The organism is Motilibacter aurantiacus (assembly GCF_011250645.1).
GTDB classification, from domain to species: Bacteria; Actinomycetota; Actinomycetes; order Motilibacterales; family Motilibacteraceae; genus Motilibacter_A; species Motilibacter_A aurantiacus.
Window position 1 is genome coordinate 163,099 of record NZ_JAANNO010000006.1, and the last position, 17,034, is coordinate 180,132.

Below are 17,034 nucleotides of genomic sequence, written 5' to 3' on the forward strand. Positions count from 1 at the left end.
CGGTTCAGGCGTCAGCTTCCTGACGGACCGGCCGGCACGTCGTCCATAGCCTCGTTCCCGTGCGCAGCAAGGTGCTGCGCACGGGAACCGAGGAGGACTCATGCGCACCTCTGTCCGTTGGACCGTCGCTTCCGTCGGCCTGGCCGCCCTGATGTCGGCCGCAGCGCCCTACAGCGCGTCCGCCTCCGTCGGCCACCTGACCGACAAGGGCACGCTCACCTGCGACGGGCTCAAGGCCACGATCGTGGGCACCTCGAACGCAGAGTTCATCGTCGGCACGCCCGGCAACGACGTGATCGTCGCCTTCGGCGGCAACGACACCGTGCACGGCCTCAGCGGCTCCGACACCATATGCGCCGGCGACGGCAACGACTGGGTCTACGGCGACAAGCCGTCGCCCGCGGAGTGGGACGGCTCCAACACGATCTTCGGCGGGGCCGGGCACGACACGGTCTTCGGCGGAGAGAGCAACGACAGCGTCGACGGCGGCCCGGGCAACGACATCGTCCGGGGCGCGGGCGGCTCGGACGCGCTCATGGGCGGGATCGGCAACGACCACCTGGTGAACGGCGTCGGCTTCGACTGGGCCGACGGCGGCGACGGCAACGACGTCCTCGACGCGGTGGCCGGCGGTGGCGCCGACTACGTGGACCTGGTCTACGGCAGCTCCGGCGACGACATCATCTACGCCGACGACGGCTGGGCCAACGACCAGGGCCGGGGCGGTAGCGGCTGGGACCGGTGCGCCTCGGACTACCCGGAGGCCGTCCTCGACTGCGAGGACTTCGCGTAGGCGTCACCGCTCCGCGCCCGTGCACGAGTGCCGGGCACCACTACGTCAGCCATCTGACACAGGAAGCGTCATTCTGCTGACACTCTGCATCAGACGGCTTCCCGCTGATTCCTGCATTGCGACGGGGCACCGTGCCCCACCCGAACCCCTGAAGGAGAAACCATGTTCTCGAACTCTGTCCGCTGGACCACGCTCGCCGCCACCGCCATGGGCGCCGCCCTCTCGGTGCTCGCTCCCCAGGCCGCTTCCGCCGCGGTGCCCCCGCCACCGCTCACGGAGATGCCCGCTCCCCAGTTGCCCGGGCCGGGCGACCTGGTCAACTTCCACTTCTGTGACGGGAAGCTCGCCACCATCGTCGGAACCGCGGGCATCGACTCGATCCAGGGCACCCCGGGCAACGACGTCATCGTGTCGCTCGGCGGGAACGACTGGGTCTACGGCAACGGCGGCGCCGACACGATCTGCTCCGGTTCCGGCGACGACCACGTCTACGGCGACGACACCACGCCGGTCATCGACGGGCTCAACCGCATCTTCAGCGGCGCAGGCAACGACGTCGTCGTCGGCGGCGGCGGCTCGGACGTCGTCTCCGGAGGCGCCGACCACGACTACATCAACGGCTCCGACGGCGCCGACACGCTCGTCGGCGACGGCGGGAACGACCAGATCTACGGCGAGGCCGGGTGGGACTACGCCGACGGTGGCGCCGGCGCCGACACCCTCGACGCGGCGAGCAAGGACGACGGGTCCTACGACTACGTCTACGGCGGCGCGGACAACGACCTGCTCCGCACGAAGAACGGGGTCGCCGAGGACAGCGGCGACGGCGGCACGGGGCTCAACGGCTGCCGGCGTGACGCCGGCGAGTCGCTGACCAACTGCCAGGTGTGGCTCTGACCGCTCGCACTGCACGGGGCACCCGGCCAGGCCGGCCGGGTGCCCCTTCCCCGTCGTCCAGCCGCCGGGGCACGCGAAAGGCGGCGTAGAGGTCAGCCCGCGGCCAGCAGCCTCGCCCGCTCGGCCGCGACATCGAACGTCGCCGGCGGCCACCCGAGCCCCAAGCCGTCCAGGTGCTCGACGAGCAGCGCGGTGACGGCCCAGTTGCGGTACCACTTGCGGTCGGCGGGCACGACGAACCACGGCGCCGTGCGGGTGCCGCAGCGGCGCAGCGCGTCCTCGTACGCCTCGGTGTAGGCGTCCCAGCGGCCCCAGTCGTCGATGTCGTCCGGCGAGAACTTCCAATGCTTCTCCGGGGTGTCGAGCCGCGCGAGCAGGCGGCGGCGCGACTCCTCCGGGCTGATGTGGAGGAACACCTTGAGCAGGGTGAGCCCGCGCTCGACGAGCTGCTCCTCCCAGCGGTTGATGATGTCGAAGCGCGGGCCCCAGGTGCTCTGCGGGACCGAGCCGCGGACCCGCGCGGCGACGACGTCCTCGTAGTGCGAGCGGTCGAACACGCCGATCGCGCCGGCGGGCGGGAGCCGGCGCTCGACCCGCCAGAGGAAGTCGTGGTGCAGCTCCTCCTCGGTGGGCCGGGCGAAGGCCGTGATCGACACGCCCTGCGGGTCGACCTGGCCGAGCACGTGCCGGACCGTCCCTCCCTTGCCGGAGGTGTCCATCCCCTGCAGGACGAGCAGGAGGCGGCGCTCGCCTCCCGTGCGGCCCGAGGCGTACAGCCGCTCCTGCAGCTCGGCCAGCCGCTCGGCCAGCTCCTGCTGGGCGGCGCCGGCCGCGCCCTTGCCGCCCGAGATGCCGGGGGTGGCCCGCGTGTCCGTGGCCGCCAGGTCGACCCGCTCCCCCGGCGGCAGCCGCAGCAGCTCGCTGACGCTCGGTGCGGGGGTCTTGGTGTGCTTCGCCATGGTCCGATCATCTCGGTCGCAGACGCGCCGAAACCTGGTGGAGTGGCCGGGCCCGGCGCGGGGCAGAGAGTGCGCCGTGACGACCTTCCGTGTATGGGCGCCTCAGGCCACGACCGTCGAGCTCGACCTGTCCGGGCAGCGCAGCCCGATGACCGCCGGGGACCGGGGGTGGTGGTCCCTCGACGTGCCGGACGCCGGGCACGGGACCGACTACGGCTACGTCGTGGACGGCGAGGGCCCGACCCCCGACCCGCGCTCGCTGTGGCAGCCGGACGGCGTGCACGGCCCCAGCCGGGTCTACGAGCACGCCGGCTTCGGCTGGACCGACGCGGGCTGGACGGGGCGCCAGCTGGCCGGGTCGGTCGTCTACGAGCTGCACATCGGCACGTTCACCTCCGAGGGGACGTTCGACGCCGCGATCGGCCGGCTGGACGAGCTGGTCGACCTCGGCGTCGACCTGGTCGAGGTGATGCCGATCGCGTCCTTCCCCGGCCGGCACGGGTGGGGCTACGACGGCGTGCACCTGTACGCCGCGCACGAGCCCTACGGCGGCCCGCACGGCTTCAAGCGGTTCGTCGATGCGGCCCACGCCCGCGGCCTGGGCGTCGTGCTCGACGTCGTCTACAACCACCTCGGCCCGAGCGGCAACTACCTCGGCCGCTTCGGCCCCTACTTCACCGGCCGGCACTCCACGCCCTGGGGTGACGCGGTCAACCTCGACGACGAGGGGTCCGACGAGGTCCGCCGGTTCGTCATCGAGAACGCCGTCAGCTGGCTGCGCGACTTCCACGTGGACGGCCTGCGCCTCGACGCCGTCCACGCCCTCGTCGACGAGCGCGCGACGCACCTGCTGGCCGAGCTCGCCGACGAGGTGGACCGGCTGTCCACCGCGCTGCGCCGGCCGCTGTCCCTCATCGCCGAGAGCGACCGCAACGACGCGATGTTCGTGACCCCGCGCGAGGCGGGCGGCTACGGCCTCACCGCCCAGTGGGACGACGACGTGCACCACGCGCTGCACACGCTGCTCACCGGCGAGTCCCAGGGCTACTACGCCGACTTCGCCGAGGACCCGAACGAGGCGATCGCGTCGACCCTCACCGGGGCGTTCTTCCACGCCGGCACCTGGTCCTCCTTCCGCGGCCGCACGCACGGCGCACCGGTCGACCCGCGCGTGCCCGCGTACCGGTTCGTGGCGTACACCCAGACCCACGACCAGGTCGGCAACCGGGCGACCGGCGACCGGCTCGCGGCGACGCTGTCCGACGGCCGGTTGAAGATCGCGGCGGCCCTCGTCCTCACCGGGCCGTTCACCCCGATGCTCTTCATGGGCGAGGAGTACGCCGCCTCGACGCCGTGGCAGTACTTCACCGACCACCAGGAGCCCGAGCTCGCCGAGGCCGTACGCCAGGGCCGGCGCAAGGAGTTCGCCTCCCACGGCTGGGCCGAGGAGGACGTCCCCGACCCCCAGGACGCGGCCACCCGGGACCGGTCCGTGCTCGACTGGGACGAGCGGGCGAAGGACCCGCGCGGGCTGCTGGCCTGGTACCGGGCGCTCATCGCGCTGCGCCGCGCGCGCCCGGAGCTCACCGACCCGCGGCTCGACGAGGTCGCGGTCGAGCTCGACGACGAGGGCGGGCTGCTCGTCGTTCACCGCGGCCCGGTGCGGGTCGTCGTGAACCTCGCCGAGGAGGCGGCGTCGGTCGTGCTCACCGAGGACGAGCAGGTCCACGTCCTGCTCGAGAGCGGCGGGGTCGCGTACGACGGCGAGGCGCTGGAGATGCCGGCGGACTCGGTCGCGGTCGTGGAGCTGCGCTAACGCCCGAGCGGCTTGCGCCAGCGGAGCAGGTAGCGCCAGAACAGCAGCCGGCGGGCCTCCGCCCCCGGCAGCACCTGGCGCGCCTGCTCCCGCACCTCGCGCACGGTCAGGCCCGGCTCGAGCATCGGCATGGCGTCGTGCCCGGGCTCGGGGGCGTACCAGCCGCCGCCGGACACCGCGCGGCCGAGGCCGAACGCGACGGCGAGGCCGCGCTGGGCCACGGCGGCGGCGAGCTCCACGGGCAGCTCGTGCGGCAGGTCGACCCGAGGAAGCGCCACGGCCACGAGCACGCCGCCGGGCCGCAGCGCGTCGGCCATGCGCAGCAGCGCCGGCTCGAGCGGCATGTGGTGCAGGGAGCTCATCGACACGACCGCGTCGTAGGCCGAGGCCGGCACCTCGTGACGGAGGAAGTCAGCCCGACGGCAGGTCACGTTGGCGGGCACGGCCCGGGCGGCCGCCGCCACCATGCCCGGGTCCCGGTCGAGCGCGTCCACGTGGCCGGCGCGGGCTGCGAGCTTCGCGGCGAGGGACCCCGCGCCGCATCCCACGTCCAGCACACGCCCCGGCCCCGGGGGGAGCTGCCGGAGCACCAGCCGGTGGTAGTACGCGTTGTGGTCCCATGCCAGACGCCTCACGGGCCCATCCTGCCGCCGCATACGCTGGGGCCGTGGACACCTCGAGCCTGCTCGGCGCCCTGGGGTCGGGCATCCTCGTCGGGCTGCTCGGCCGGCTGGTCGCGCCCGGCGGCAACCCCATCGGCTGCCTCTTCACCATCCTCATCGGGGTCGTCGGCGCCGTCGCCGGGCTGTCCATCGGCAACGCGATCGACGCCGGCGGCATCGGCACCTTTGCCATCCAGGTCGTCGTCGCGGCCGTGCTGGTGAGCCTGGTCAGCGCGCTGGAGCGGTCCCGCCGCAACCGCTGGTAGGAGAGTTCACGAATGCTGCTTCTGGAGTACGTCCTGGTCGACGACTACGTCGAGCGCCGCGCCCCGCTCCGGCAGGAGCACCTGGCCCTCGCCGCGGCGGCCGTCGAGCGCGGCGAGCTGGTCCTCGGCGGCGCGCTGAGCGAGCCCGCCGATCGCGCGCTGCTCGTGTGGGACGTCCCGGACCGCTCGGTGGTCGAGGCGTTCGTGCAGCAGGACCCGTACGTCAGCCAGGGGCTCGTGCGGGAGTGGTCGATCAGGCCGTGGACGGTCGTCGTCGGAACCGCGCTTCGCGGATAGGGCGTCAGCCCGCCATGCGGGAGAGGGCGACGAGCCGGCTCACCGCCCGCAGGTACTTCTTGCGGTAGCCCCCGCGCAGCAGCTCGTCGGGGAAGAGCCGGTCCAGCGGGGCCCCGCTGGTGACGACCGGCACGTCCCGGTCGTACATCCGGTCCGCGAGCGCGACGAGCCGCAGCGCCGCGCTCTGGTCCGGGACCGGCACGACGCCGAGCAGGTGCACGCTGCGCACGCCGTCGAGCAGGGCGCCGTACCGGCTGGGGTGGACCTTCGCCAGGTGCGCCAGCAGGTCGTCGAACCGGTCCAGAGAAGCTCCCGGCGCCGCCGCCGCCCGCCGCTCGACCTCCTCGTCGGAGGCGGGCTCGGGCGCGGCGGGAAGGCCGCGGTGGCGGTAGTCCTCCCCGTCGACGCGCACCACCTCGAACCGCGACGAGAGGCCCTGGATCTCACGCAGGAAGTCTTGTGCAGCGAAGCGTCCTTCGCCCAAGGCGTCCGGAAGCGTGTTGCTCGTCGCCGCGAGCCGTACGCCGGCGTCGGCCAGGCGCCCCAGCAGGGTCGACACGAGGACCGTGTCCCCCGGGTCGTCGAGCTCGAACTCGTCGATGCAGAGCAGCTTGTGCCCGGACAGCGCGTCCACCGTGGCGTTGAAGCCCAGCGCGCCCACGAGGTTGGTCACCTCGACGAACGTCCCGAAGGCCTTCGGGCCGGGCACCACGTGCCACAGCGAAGCCAGCAGGTGCGTCTTGCCGACCCCGAACCCGCCGTCGAGGTAGATGCCCGGGCGTCCCTGCGGCGCAGCGGCCCGCCGGAACAGGCCCCGCTTGACCGGCCCCGAGGCCAGCGCGGCAGCGAACGACCGCAGCTCGGCGACGGCCGCGGCCTGCGAGGGCTGGGCCGGGTCGGGCTGGTACGTCTCGAACCGGACCGCGTCGAAGTGCGGCGGCGGGACCAGCTCGGCGACGAGCCGGTCGGCCGGGACGCGCGGCTCGCGCTCGACGAGCCGCAGCGGGCCCGCGGCAGGGTGAGCGGCAGGGGCGGGCACGAGCTCGAACTCTACGTCCCGGCCGGCCGCCCGTCCGTGCGAGGATGCGCCGCGTGCGCCGGCTGCTCCCGCTCCCCGCGCAGGACGGGCTGGGCCCGGACGCGCTGCTCGCGGCGTACGCCTGCCCGCCCGGCCCCTGGGTGCGCGCCAACATGGTGGCCTCGCTCGATGGCGCCGCCACGGCCGACGGCCGGTCCGGAGGGCTGTCCGGGCCCGCCGACAAGCGGGTCTTCCGGGTGCTGCGCGCACTGGCCGACGTGGTGCTCGTGGGCGCCGGCACGGCCCGTGCGGAGGGGTACGCGGCGGTGCAGCCGCACGAGACGTACCCCGAGGCCCGGGCTGCGGCAGGGCGGCCGCCGACTGCGGCGATCGCGGTCGTCACCCGCCGGCTCGACCTCGACCTGTCCTCCGGCCTGTTCGCCGGCCCGGCGCGCACCGTCGTCCTGACCTGCGCGGCCGCCGGGCAGGACCGGCTGGCCGCCGCGCGAGCCGTCGCCGACGTCGCCGTCGTCGGCGAGACGACGGTCGACGTCCCGGAGGCGCTGAGCGCCCTGCGCGCCCGTGGCCTGGACCACGTCCTCTGCGAGGGCGGCCCGTCGCTGCTGCGCGACGTGGCGGCGTGCGGCCGTCTGGACGAGCTCTGCCTGACGCTGTCGCCGCAGCTGCGCGCGGGAGGTGCCGCGCGGGTGCTCGTGGGGCCGGCGCTGGAGCCGCCGCCCCGGATGGTGGTCGTCTCCGTGCTGGAGGAGGACGGCGACCTCTTCCTCCGTTTCCAGGCCGCGCCCGGCGCGTCGGAGCCTGGCTCGACGGGGCCATCGGTGGCAGGGTGATCAACGTTCGGAGGTAGACGGGGGAGCGTCATGATTCTCACTCTGCGCGGAGCGCCGCCGCGGGCCGCCCTGCCGTCGGCCGCGGTGCTGACCGCGGTGCTCACGGCGGCGTCGGTGGCGGTGCCGATCGCCCCGGCCACCGCCGGGACAGTTGCCGCGACCATGGTCCCGGCGAGGGCCGCCGCGTCCGCGGCCCCGGAGGTGGCGTACGGCCGGGTGCCGCTCAAGCCCCCCGTTCCGCCCACCGACTCGGCGCAGGCGCCCACGCTCGCCGAGGCCCCGGTCGAGCGGGTCTTCGCGTTGGCCGAGACGATGAGCTGGTCGCGCTCGGTGGTGGTCGACGCCGACACCGGCGAGCGGGTCACGACACCTCCCCCGCCGGGGACGCAGCGCCGGCTGCAGGTCCGCAGCGCCGCCTGGGACGTCCTTGCGCTCGACGCCGAAGGCGGCGGCTGGCGACGGCTCCCCGGCGCCTTCGGCACCCAGCAGAGCCAGCTCTTCCCCGGGCCCGAGGCGGCCGCGTCGGTGTCGCCCGACGGCCGGAGGCTCGCCCTGGGCGGCACGGCGCAGACGCCCGCGCGGGTCACCACCCTGCAGGTCGACACGGGCATGCGCGACGGCTACCGGGTGGGCGCCTACGGCACGACCACCAACCTGCAGTTCTCCCCGGACGGTCGCTACCTCGCGCTGGACCTCGGGGTCAGCCGGCCGGAGGCGCGCCACCTTCCCCACGACCTCGTCGTGGTCGACCTGCGCACGGGCGTCTCGCGCACGGTCCTGCAGGGCCGGTCCGGGCAGTACGCCTGGAGCCCCGACTCGCGCCGGCTCGCCGTCACCTCCGGCAGCGGGCTGGCCCGGGAGACGACGGGCCGGGCTCCCCGCCGCACCGTCGTGGTCGACGTCCCCACCGGGCGCACCACCGAGCTGCCGAGGCCGGCCGCCCGCCAGGTCGGGGCCCCGGTCTTCTCCGCCGACGGCCGGGAGGTGTGGGTCATCGCCGAGGACACGGCGCGCGCGTCGACGGCGACCCAGGTGCTCGTCCGGCTGCCGGTCGACGGCTCGCCGGCGCGCGTGGTGCCGCTCTCCCCCCGCCCCGGCCGCGTGGACCGCCACTCGATCGTCGGCCGGCGGGGGAACGCGCTGCTCGTGCGCGGCTACGTCAACGGCCCCGGCCCGGGGCTCCGCGCCGCGCTGCTCGCGCTGTCCCCGCGCACCGGCCGGCTCACACCGTTCCTGCGTGCCCTGCGCTGGTCCCCGCCCGTCGCCCTCACCGTGCTGGAGAAGGGCCGGCTGAGCTGACGTCGCGCGCCACCGCCGGCGCGCCGAGGACCAGCGGCACCTGCATCGGCAGCCGCACGAGCGTCGCCGCGACGTACGTGCGGGAACGCCGGTCGCGGACGGCGGCGTACGCCATCTGCAGGTTCGCCGGGTAGACCGCGACGAACAGCCCGGCGGCGGCCAGCGCGGCCCGGCGCCGCGCCGCCGGACGCGGTGACAGCAGGCCGGCGCCGACGGCCAGCTCGGCGACGCCGCTGCCGAGGACCCACCCGCGCGGGCTGCCGAGCAGCGGAGGCACGATCGCCTCGTACACCTGTGGCCGGGCGACGTGGCTGGCCCCGGCGCCCAGCAGCAGCCCGGCGAGGGCCCGCCTGCGCACGGCATCCCTGCTCATGGGTGCCAGGATGCAGGTATGGACCTTCCGGTCATGCCCCCCGTCTCCCCCATGCTCGCGAAGGCCGTCAAGGAGGTGCCCGACGGTGGCTTCCTCTACGAGCCCAAGTGGGACGGCTTCCGCTGCATCGTCTTCCGGGACGGCGACGAGGTCGAGCTCGGGTCGCGCAACGAGCGGCCGCTGACCCGCTACTTCCCGGAGCTGGTCGAGGCGGTCAAGCAGCACCTGCCCGAGCGGTGCGTGGTCGACGGCGAGATCATCATCCCCAACGGCCCGCGGCTCGACTTCGAGGCCCTGCTGCAGCGGATCCACCCCGCCGTCTCGCGCATCAACCGGCTCGCTGCCGAGACCCCCGCATCGTTCGTGGCCTTCGACCTGCTCGCCCTCGGCGACGAGGACCTCACCGGCCGGCCGCTCGCCGAGCGACGCGCCCGGCTCGAGGAGGCCCTCGCGGGGGCTTCCGCGCCCGTCCACGTGACGGCGGTGACGCGGGACGTCGCGACGGCGCAGCGCTGGTTCGGCCAGTTCGAGGGGGCGGGGCTGGACGGTGTCGTCGCGAAGCCGGAGACGTTGACCTACCAGCAGGACGTGCGCGCCATGCTCAAGATCAAGCACGAGCGCACGGCCGACTGCGTCGTGGCCGGGTTCCGCTGGCACAAGTCCGGCGACGTCGTGGGCTCGCTGCTGCTCGGGCTGTACCAGGACGGGGCCCTCCAGCACGTCGGCGTGGCGGCGTCGTTCCCGATGAAGCGGCGGGCCGAGCTCGTCGAGGAGCTGGCCCCGTTCCGGGCCGAGGACCTGAAGAGCCACCCCTGGGGCGCCTGGGCCGAGGCGTCCGCGCACGAGGCGGACCGGATGCCGGGCGCCCAGTCGCGGTGGAACGCCGGCAAGGACCTGTCGTGGGTGGCGCTGCGCCCCGAGCTGGTCTGCGAGGTCCGCTACGACGCGATGGAGGGGACGCGGTTCCGGCACACCGCGCACTTCCGCCGGTGGAGGCCGGACCGGGAGCCGGAGAGCTGCACCTACGCCCAGCTCGAGGTACCGGCGAGGTACGACCTGGCCGAGGTGCTCTCCGGCGCCTGACCGGCTGCCGCTAGCGTTCGAGGGGTGTACACGATCCTGGTGCTGACCGAGGACGCCCTGACCCCCCACGACGTCGAGCGGGTCGCGCACCTGCACGACCCGGAGCCCGTGCAGGCCCACGTGCTCGTGCCCGTCGACACCCACCGCAACCGGCTGGTCGAGGCGCTGGACGACGTCGCGCTCGGCCGGCTCGCGGAGGCGGTACGGGAGCCGGGGCCGTCCTCGCCGGACGAAGCCCGCCGCCGCGCGCAGCAGGCGCTGGACGCCTCTGTGACGGCGCTGGCCACGGCCGGCGTCTCCGCGACCGGCGCGCTGACCGGCGACGACCCGGTCGACGAGGCGGCGGTCGCCGCGAACGAGCTGGGGGTCGACGAGGTCATCGTCGTGACCGAGCCGCACTTCGTCGAGGAGACCGTGCGCCGGGACTGGGCGAGCCGGCTGCGTGAGGCCAGCGGGCTTCCGCTGCTGCACGTCATCGCCGGCACCGACCGGGTCGTGAGCTGAAGGCCCCCGCAGACAGCACGAGGGCGGGGCACCTGCTCGGTGCCCCGCCCTCGTCGTGCCTCCGGTCGCTCGCGGCGCCGCAGCTACAGCCGGACTCGCTTCGGGTTCGCCACGCCCGTCGTGGTCGGCTCCTCAGACGTCGTCAGATCCAGCACTGCGTCACGCACTGCGTCCTCCATCCGTAGCCCCCTCATGGTCACCCGCCTGCTGCAGTATCCCCCGTGCCCGCGATCCCCCTGATCGCAACGGGCACAGGTGCTCGGGGATCACCCGTGCAGCCCAGCGAGCCTATCGTTTCTTGGTTGCCACAACGATCGTCAGGCGGAGGGCATTCCGCTATTCGAAACGCCGTCGTGTGAGCTACCCCTCAACGGGCTCGGCCTGCTGCTCCCCCGGCTCCCCGCCGCCCGCCGCGGGACGGCGTCGCGCCCGGGACGGCTGCACCCGCATCGGCTCGCCGGGCATCTTCGGGTAGTTCGGCGGGTACGGCGCGTCGTCCAGCCCGCGGTCTGCGGCGTCCCGGTCGGCCCACTCGAGCAGCGGGTCGATGCCGACCGCCACGTCGTCGATGGCGGCGTGGACGTCGCCCAGCTCGGCGAAGCGCGCGGGGACGGTGGCGATCGTGAAGTCGTGCGGGTCCAGGTGCTCCAGCTCGCCCCACGTGACGGGGGTCGACACCCGACCCTCCGCCGTCGCCCGGACCGAGTAGGCCGAGCGGATCGTCCGGTCGCGGGCGTTCTGGTTGTAGTCGACGAACACCTGCTCCCCGCGCTCCTCCTTCCACCACCTGGTCGTGATGAGCTCGGGAGCGCGCCGCTCGGCCTCACGGGCGAGCGCGAGGGCTGCGCGGCGTACCTCCGTGAAGCCCCACTCCGGGCGGATGCGGACGTAGATGTGCATGCCGCGGTTGCCGCTCGTCTTGGGCCAGCCGACCCAGCCCAGCTCCTCGAGCAGCGGCCGGATCACGTCGAGCGCGACCCGGCGGGCGTCGTCGAAGTCGGTGCCGGGCTGCGGGTCGAGGTCGATGCGCAGCTCGTCGGGCCGCTCGGTGTCGGCCCGGCGCGAGTGCCAGGGGTGGAACTCGATCGTCGACATCTGCACGCACCAGATGACGTCGGCCAGGTGGGTCACGCAGAGCTCGTCGGCGTGTCGGCCGCTGGGGAACTTGACCCGCACGGTCTGCAGCCAGTCCGGGTGCTGCACCGGCACCCGCTTCTGGTAGACCGCCTCGCCGTCCGCGCCCTCCGGATGACGCTTGAGCATGCAGGGCCGCTCCCGCAGCGCCCGCACGATGCCGTCCCCGACCGCGAGGTAGTAGTTGACCAGGTCGAGCTTGGTCTCGCCGCGCCGGCTGAAGTAGACCCGGTCCGGGTTCGTGACCTTGACGACGCGGTCCCCGACCTCGATCTCGGTGAAGGGCGACGGCATGGCCTCAACCTAGGCCGTCGCGCCGACAGCGGCCAGCAGGCGCCCCGCGGCCGGCCCGCGCGCGCCAACGAGAGACGCCTCGCACGCGCCAAGGCCCTCGGAAGCGCGGTGCCCGCGCCCCGAGGGCCTCCACGTCAGCGCTGCGCTCAGTGCGCGGCAGCGACCGCGCCGATGGGCTGGCCGATCGACTCCATCAGCTCGACGAACCAGGGGACGGTCGTGTCGAACGCCTTGCCGCCCTTGATGCGCTCGAACTCGATCGCCCGCAGGACGTCCCCGCGCTCCTCGTCATGGCCGATGACGCCGCCCTCGTGGCGCAGCGCCGAGTCGACCGCGAGGTCGGTGCAGCTCTTGATGAGGCGCAGGTCCTCCGGGTTGGCGGCCGCGGACCGGCTGAAGTAGCCGGACTTCTGCACCATCGTCTTCTCGGCGCCGATCTTGCCGGCCATCTGCTTCGCGAACCAGGCGCCGGGGTTGATCTTGTCGATCATCACGTGGCCGAAGGGGTCACGCTGGACCTCGGCGCCGCTGGCCTCGAGCTCGGCGACGATCGTCGAGACACCGGCCCCCTCGCTGACGAAGAGGTTCACGCCGCCGAGCTCGTCCACGAGCTTGGTGAGGCGCTCGGCCTCGGCGTCGATGTCGAACTCGAGCTCGGGCAGGTAGACCCCGTGCACGTCGAAGCGGCGCGGGTCCAGGCCGAGGGCAGGGGCGAACTTACCGGCGAGGTCGTCCAGGCGGACCTGGTCGTGGTACGCCTTCGCGGTCGCGGCGGTCAGCCAGCCGCAGTGCCGGCCCATGACCTCGTGGACGATGAGCATCCGCGGGTTCGACGTCGTCTCGTTGAGGACGTTGCGGGCGAACAGCGCGCCCTGCTCGGCCGCGGTCCAGGCACCGAGGCTCTGCCGGATCGGGATGACGTCGTTGTCGATCGTCTTGGGCAGCCCGACGACGGTCAGGTCGTAGTCGTGAGTCCTGAGGTACGCCGCGAGGTCGGCAGCGGTCGTGTTGGTGTCGTCGCCGCCGATCGTGTGCAGGACGTCCACGCCGTCGGCCACGAGCTGGTCGGCCGCGACCTTGAGCGGGTCGTCGCCCTCCTTGACCAGGCCGCGCTCGACGAGGTTCTTGACGTTGGTGAGCTTCACCCGGCTGTTGCCGATCGGGCTGCCGCCGAAGGCGTGCAGCCGCCCCGCCTGGGCCCGGCCCTCGGCCGTGACCAGCGTGCCGCGGCCCTCGAGGAGGCCCGCGTAACCGTCGGGGTAGAGCAGGATCTCCACCTCGGGCGCGATCTCCGTGTAGCGCTCGATCAGGCCGCCGACGGCGGAGGACAGGCAGGGCGCGAGGCCTCCGGCGGTGAGCAGCGCAACACGACGTACGGTCATCGAGAAAGCCTCCGGCAGGTGCTGAACGTGGCGTGGCAAGCGTAGTGGGGCGGCCCGGCCGCTCGTGCCCGTGCACGAGTGGGGCCGCACACACGGCGCGTCCCGACAGCCCGGCTGCCGGGGCGCGCCGCGGATGGAAGGCCTAGCTGACGGTCACCGTCGTGGCCGCAGACGCGACGGTCGCTCCGTTGCGCGTCACCCGGACGAGGACGGGGTAGCTGCCGGCCGCCGTGTAGCGGTGCGAGGCCAGGACCCCCAGCGAGGACGCCGGGCCGGCGAGCGTCGCGGCCGACGTGCTGCCGTCGCCCCACTCGACCGTGGCGGCGAGGCCGGCCGTGCTCGACACCGCGAAGGGCAGCCGGCCGAGCGTCGCGCTGAACGTCTGGTTCACCCCGGCCGTGAGCGCCGGGACGTACGCCAGGGCCGGCGCCAGGTCCAGGCCGACGACGACCGGGTCGTGGTCGCTGGCCCGGAACGGGTCGGCGGCGTACAGCGGCCGCGCGTCGGACTTGCGCTCGAACGAGGACTCGCCCGCGTCGAGGACGGAGTCGTTGTAGTCCAGCAGCGGCGGCTCGTCGGCGTTGATGTGCCACTCCGCGGCACCGGTCACCTGACGGTTCAGCGAGCTGTTGGCCAGCGCGTGGTCGAGGTAGCCGAGCTGGCCGTCGAACACGTAGCTGTAGGCGTCCGGGCCGGCGAAGCGCTCGGCGAGGTCGACGTAGCCCTTGGCCTCGAACTCCTGGATCGTCCACTCCTGCTTGTAGGAGTTGAGGTCGCCGATGACCAGGACGTCGGGGTCACCGCTGCCCGTCGGGTCGGTCGCCAGGTAGTCGATGAGCGCGCGGGCCGCGTTGCGCCGGGTGACCGGGCAGTTCCCCTGGCCGTCCCCGAGGTCGGGGTCCCCCGCGCAGGCGGAGCCCTTGGACTTGAAGTGGTTGGCCGCGATGGTGAGCTTCTCGCCGCTGGACCGCTCGCGGAACGTCTGGATGAGCGCGGGCCGGTTGGCGGTGTCGACGAAGCGCGGGTCGATCGCGGAGGTCAGCACCTTGTGCGCACCGACCGGCTCGACGACGGCCGGCTTGTAGATCATCGCGACCTTGATGGCGTCGCCACCGATGGAGCCGGTCTCGAGGCCGGCGTAGGTGCCCGCGCCCAGCGTGGCGTTGAGCGCGTTCACGATGTCGGCCAGCGACCGGCCCGGGTCGTTCTGGATCTCGTTGAGGCCGGCGACGTCCGGGCTGATCCCGCTGATCGCCTCGACGACCTTCGCCAGCTGTCGCTGGCGCTCGGCCTCGGAGTCCGCGCCGCGGCAGTCCTGGTTGCCCAGCGGGCCGCAGGGGCCGCTGTTCGACGACGGGGTGGTGTCGACGGTGGTGAAGTAGTTGAGGACGTTGAAGCCGGCGACCGTCAGCCGGCCGCCCACCTGCGGGGCGGTCGCCGGGCGCGGGTTCTGCGGCGTGAAGGTGTAGTCGACGCCCGCGAGCGGGCGGACGCGCCACGCGTCGGTGCCGGTGGTCCCGTTGAAGGAGTAGTCCAGGACGCCGGTCAGCCCCGTGATGGAGTCCCCGCCGCGGAAGCGGTTCGTGACCGAGAGCCCGCCCGAGGGATAGGGGTAGGGCTCGTTGCTCTGCGCCCCGGTGACCTGGTCGTTCTCGTTGTCGTTGTCGTCGTCGAGGATGATCCGCGTCCTGGCCTGCTCGGCGAGGTAGGCCGCGTTGCCCGCGACGCTCGGCGCCGAGACATGGGTGAACTGGTACGGGCGGGAGCCCGCCGCCAGCTCGATCTGGCCGTAGCGGGCCAGCTCGAAGTACTCGGTGACGACGAGCTCGGCCGGGAAGCGGGCGACCATGCCCTCGACCGACTCGTACGCCGAGCGGTCCGTCGTCGCGACGGGGGCCGGGAGCGCGACGTCGACCGGCACCGGCAGCGCGAGCCCGGAGCCGCGCACCGAGACCGCCCCGCTCCGGGCGTCGACCTGGGTGAGCCCGAAGTACTCGGTCACGGTGCCGACGGCCACAGCGCGGTCGCCGGCCGTGAGCCCGGTCGGGCAGGACGCGCCGCAGAAGACGTAGACGCCCTCGGAGGTCGCCGGGTCCCCGTCCACGTCAGCCGCCTCCTCCTGCACGAAGAAGCCGGCGAGCACGTCGGCGGCCGTCTTGAGCGCCGTGACGACGCCCTCGACCGCCACGGTGCGCCCGGGCATCGGCGTGGTCGCGCCGCTGCCCTGGACCTGGGAGATCCGGGTGACCTCGAGCACGGAGACCGTGACGTTGCAGGCCGTGGTCTGGGCCGGCGCGTCGGCGGTCGAGAACGTCACGGTGACCGGGTACGTCCCGGCCGCCGCCGAGGCCGCCACCGTCAGCGCCGCTGTGGCCGGCTGCCCCGCGGCCGCGCTCGGAGCCACCCCGGTGAGCGAGACCCCCGAAACCGCCGCGGACGTGATCGCGACGGAGGACACGACGCTGTCGGCGTCGGTGGCGCTCAAGAGCGCGGAGCCGCCGCTGCCGGCGGGCACGGCGAGTGCAGCGGGGCAGCTGGCGGCCGGCGCGGCCGGGCCCTCGCCGCCGGCGCCCGTGACCGAGATGTCGTCGACGCCGGTCATGCTGTCGCTGCCGGTGGTGTCGGTGGTGATGACGCGGACGTCCACGACGGCCTGGCCGGCAGCGGCGGCCGGCAGCTCGACGGAGACCCGCCGGCTCCAGGGGGTGCCGTCCGCGGCCGGCGGCTGGGAGGCGTCCGCGACGTAGCCGGCCGGCACGTTGACGTAGCTGCCGCTGCCGCCCACGCGGTACTGCAGCGCGACCTGCTGGGCGCCCGCGTCGTCGGCGTCGAGGTCGCGCAGCGTGTAGGCCACCTTCACGGTGCTCTGCCCGCGGGTGTCGACGCGGATGACGATGTGCGGCGCCTGCGCGGTGCCGCTGCCCTGCAGCGCGATGGCGCCGGCCGCGGTCACCTCGTGGACCCCGCCGGCCGTGTTGGCCCCGGTCGACTGGGCCACGACGTTGACCGGCGTGGAGGCGCCGTCGGCCAGCACGGTCTGCGGGTCGCGGTTGGTCGAGGCGAGGCTGTCGCCGCGGTAGCCGATGATGCTCGGCACCCCGCTCCAGTCGTTGTTGGCCACGATCAGGCCGGCGTCGGACCAGTCCTGGGCGAACGGCAGCGTCGAGGCGGTGGTGTCCGCGCTGGCCGGCAGCGCCGGCAGGGCGAGGAGCAGAGCGGAGAGCGCGAGGGCGCCCGCCGTACGGCGTAAGGGCATCGCAGAGGTACCTTCTCGGCTCGTGACGGCAGCAGGCCGGCGCCGTCGGTCAGCCTTGCACCCAACCGGGTGCGGGCTCCCGAAGTATGTCCCGGCCGTTGCCGGCCGGTGAACCCTGACCGAAGCCTGGGGACGCCCGCCGGCGGCGTG

Annotated in this window: 16 protein-coding genes; 9 read left to right on the forward strand and 7 right to left on the reverse strand. The window is 73.9% G+C overall.

Translation table 11 applies throughout. The features are described 5' to 3' along the window. Positions 1–100 precede the first annotated feature (100 nt). Positions 101–793 (forward strand): calcium-binding protein, encoded by a 693-nt coding sequence (locus tag G9H72_RS12660; RefSeq protein WP_166171539.1) that lies wholly within the window; start codon positions 101–103, stop codon positions 791–793. Positions 794–955: 162 nt separating this feature from the next. Beyond that, a complete protein-coding gene (locus G9H72_RS12665) occupies positions 956–1,690 on the forward strand; it encodes a calcium-binding protein (protein WP_166171541.1) in 735 nt (244 codons plus the stop codon). A gap of 92 nt (positions 1,691–1,782) precedes the next feature. Here G9H72_RS12665 and G9H72_RS12670 read toward each other — a convergent pair whose 3' ends face one another. Then, positions 1,783–2,649: a PPK2 family polyphosphate kinase gene (locus tag G9H72_RS12670; protein WP_166171543.1), complete on the reverse strand. Its 867-nt coding sequence runs from the start codon at positions 2,647–2,649 to the stop codon at positions 1,783–1,785. A gap of 76 nt (positions 2,650–2,725) precedes the next feature. Here G9H72_RS12670 and treZ point away from each other — a divergent pair, with 76 nt between their 5' ends. Next, positions 2,726–4,465 (forward strand): malto-oligosyltrehalose trehalohydrolase, encoded by a 1,740-nt coding sequence (gene treZ, locus G9H72_RS12675; RefSeq protein WP_331272253.1) that lies wholly within the window; start codon positions 2,726–2,728, stop codon positions 4,463–4,465. Here the strand turns inward: treZ and G9H72_RS12680 are convergent. Further along, the gene (locus G9H72_RS12680) at positions 4,462–5,100 is read right to left on the reverse strand and encodes a class I SAM-dependent methyltransferase (protein WP_331272254.1); all 639 of its coding nucleotides are present in this window, start codon (positions 5,098–5,100) and stop codon (positions 4,462–4,464) included. The two genes, treZ and G9H72_RS12680, sit on opposite strands and share 4 nt — an antisense overlap. Positions 5,101–5,132: 32 nt before the next feature. On the opposite strand from G9H72_RS12680, the gene G9H72_RS12685 reads away from it, so the two are divergent. Together G9H72_RS12685 and G9H72_RS12690 are read left to right on the forward strand one after the other, a co-directional pair. Then, positions 5,133–5,393, forward strand: a complete 261-nt coding sequence (locus tag G9H72_RS12685; protein WP_166171549.1) for a GlsB/YeaQ/YmgE family stress response membrane protein — start codon at positions 5,133–5,135, stop codon at positions 5,391–5,393. Positions 5,394–5,405: 12 nt separating this feature from the next. Continuing rightward, positions 5,406–5,690: a YciI-like protein gene (locus tag G9H72_RS12690; protein ID WP_166171551.1), complete on the forward strand. Its 285-nt coding sequence runs from the start codon at positions 5,406–5,408 to the stop codon at positions 5,688–5,690. Positions 5,691–5,694: 4 nt separating this feature from the next. Here G9H72_RS12690 and zapE read toward each other — a convergent pair whose 3' ends face one another. After that, entirely contained in the window at positions 5,695–6,729 is a 1,035-nt protein-coding gene (zapE, locus tag G9H72_RS12695; protein ID WP_331272255.1) for a cell division protein ZapE, read from the reverse strand. Between the two features lie 44 nt (positions 6,730–6,773). Here zapE and G9H72_RS12700 point away from each other — a divergent pair, with 44 nt between their 5' ends. Then, positions 6,774–7,559 carry a pyrimidine reductase family protein gene (locus G9H72_RS12700; RefSeq protein WP_166171553.1) on the forward strand — a complete coding sequence of 262 codons (786 nt, stop codon included), beginning with the start codon at positions 6,774–6,776 and terminating at the stop codon, positions 7,557–7,559. Positions 7,560–7,589: 30 nt separating this feature from the next. Then, positions 7,590–8,858: a PD40 domain-containing protein gene (locus G9H72_RS12705; RefSeq protein WP_166171555.1), complete on the forward strand. Its 1,269-nt coding sequence runs from the start codon at positions 7,590–7,592 to the stop codon at positions 8,856–8,858. Here the strand turns inward: G9H72_RS12705 and G9H72_RS12710 are convergent. After that, the gene (locus G9H72_RS12710; RefSeq protein WP_166171557.1) at positions 8,827–9,231 is read right to left on the reverse strand and encodes a DoxX family protein; all 405 of its coding nucleotides are present in this window, start codon (positions 9,229–9,231) and stop codon (positions 8,827–8,829) included. The genes G9H72_RS12705 and G9H72_RS12710 overlap by 32 nt on opposite strands. Before the next feature lie 18 nt (positions 9,232–9,249). Here G9H72_RS12710 and G9H72_RS12715 point away from each other — a divergent pair, with 18 nt between their 5' ends. Next, complete coding sequence (locus G9H72_RS12715; RefSeq protein WP_166171559.1) at positions 9,250–10,314, forward strand: ATP-dependent DNA ligase; 1,065 nt, start codon at positions 9,250–9,252, stop codon at positions 10,312–10,314. 24 nt (positions 10,315–10,338) lie between these two features. Then, on the forward strand, positions 10,339–10,818 hold the full coding sequence (locus G9H72_RS12720) for an indole-3-glycerol phosphate synthase (RefSeq protein ID WP_166171561.1): 480 nt from the start codon (positions 10,339–10,341) through the stop codon (positions 10,816–10,818). 360 nt (positions 10,819–11,178) lie between these two features. Here the strand turns inward: G9H72_RS12720 and ligD are convergent, their stop codons facing one another. The 3 genes from ligD to G9H72_RS12735 all read right to left on the reverse strand — a co-directional run bounded on the left by ligD (position 11,179) and on the right by G9H72_RS12735 (position 16,884). Next, positions 11,179–12,246 carry a non-homologous end-joining DNA ligase gene (gene ligD / locus G9H72_RS12725; protein WP_166171569.1) on the reverse strand — a complete coding sequence of 356 codons (1,068 nt, stop codon included), beginning with the start codon at positions 12,244–12,246 and terminating at the stop codon, positions 11,179–11,181. 146 nt (positions 12,247–12,392) lie between these two features. Further along, positions 12,393–13,628 carry a pyrophosphate--fructose-6-phosphate 1-phosphotransferase gene (locus tag G9H72_RS12730; protein WP_166171571.1) on the reverse strand — a complete coding sequence of 412 codons (1,236 nt, stop codon included), beginning with the start codon at positions 13,626–13,628 and terminating at the stop codon, positions 12,393–12,395. 142 nt (positions 13,629–13,770) lie between these two features. Then, positions 13,771–16,884 carry an ExeM/NucH family extracellular endonuclease gene (locus G9H72_RS12735; RefSeq protein ID WP_166171573.1) on the reverse strand — a complete coding sequence of 1,038 codons (3,114 nt, stop codon included), beginning with the start codon at positions 16,882–16,884 and terminating at the stop codon, positions 13,771–13,773. Positions 16,885–17,034: the final 150 nt, after the last annotated feature.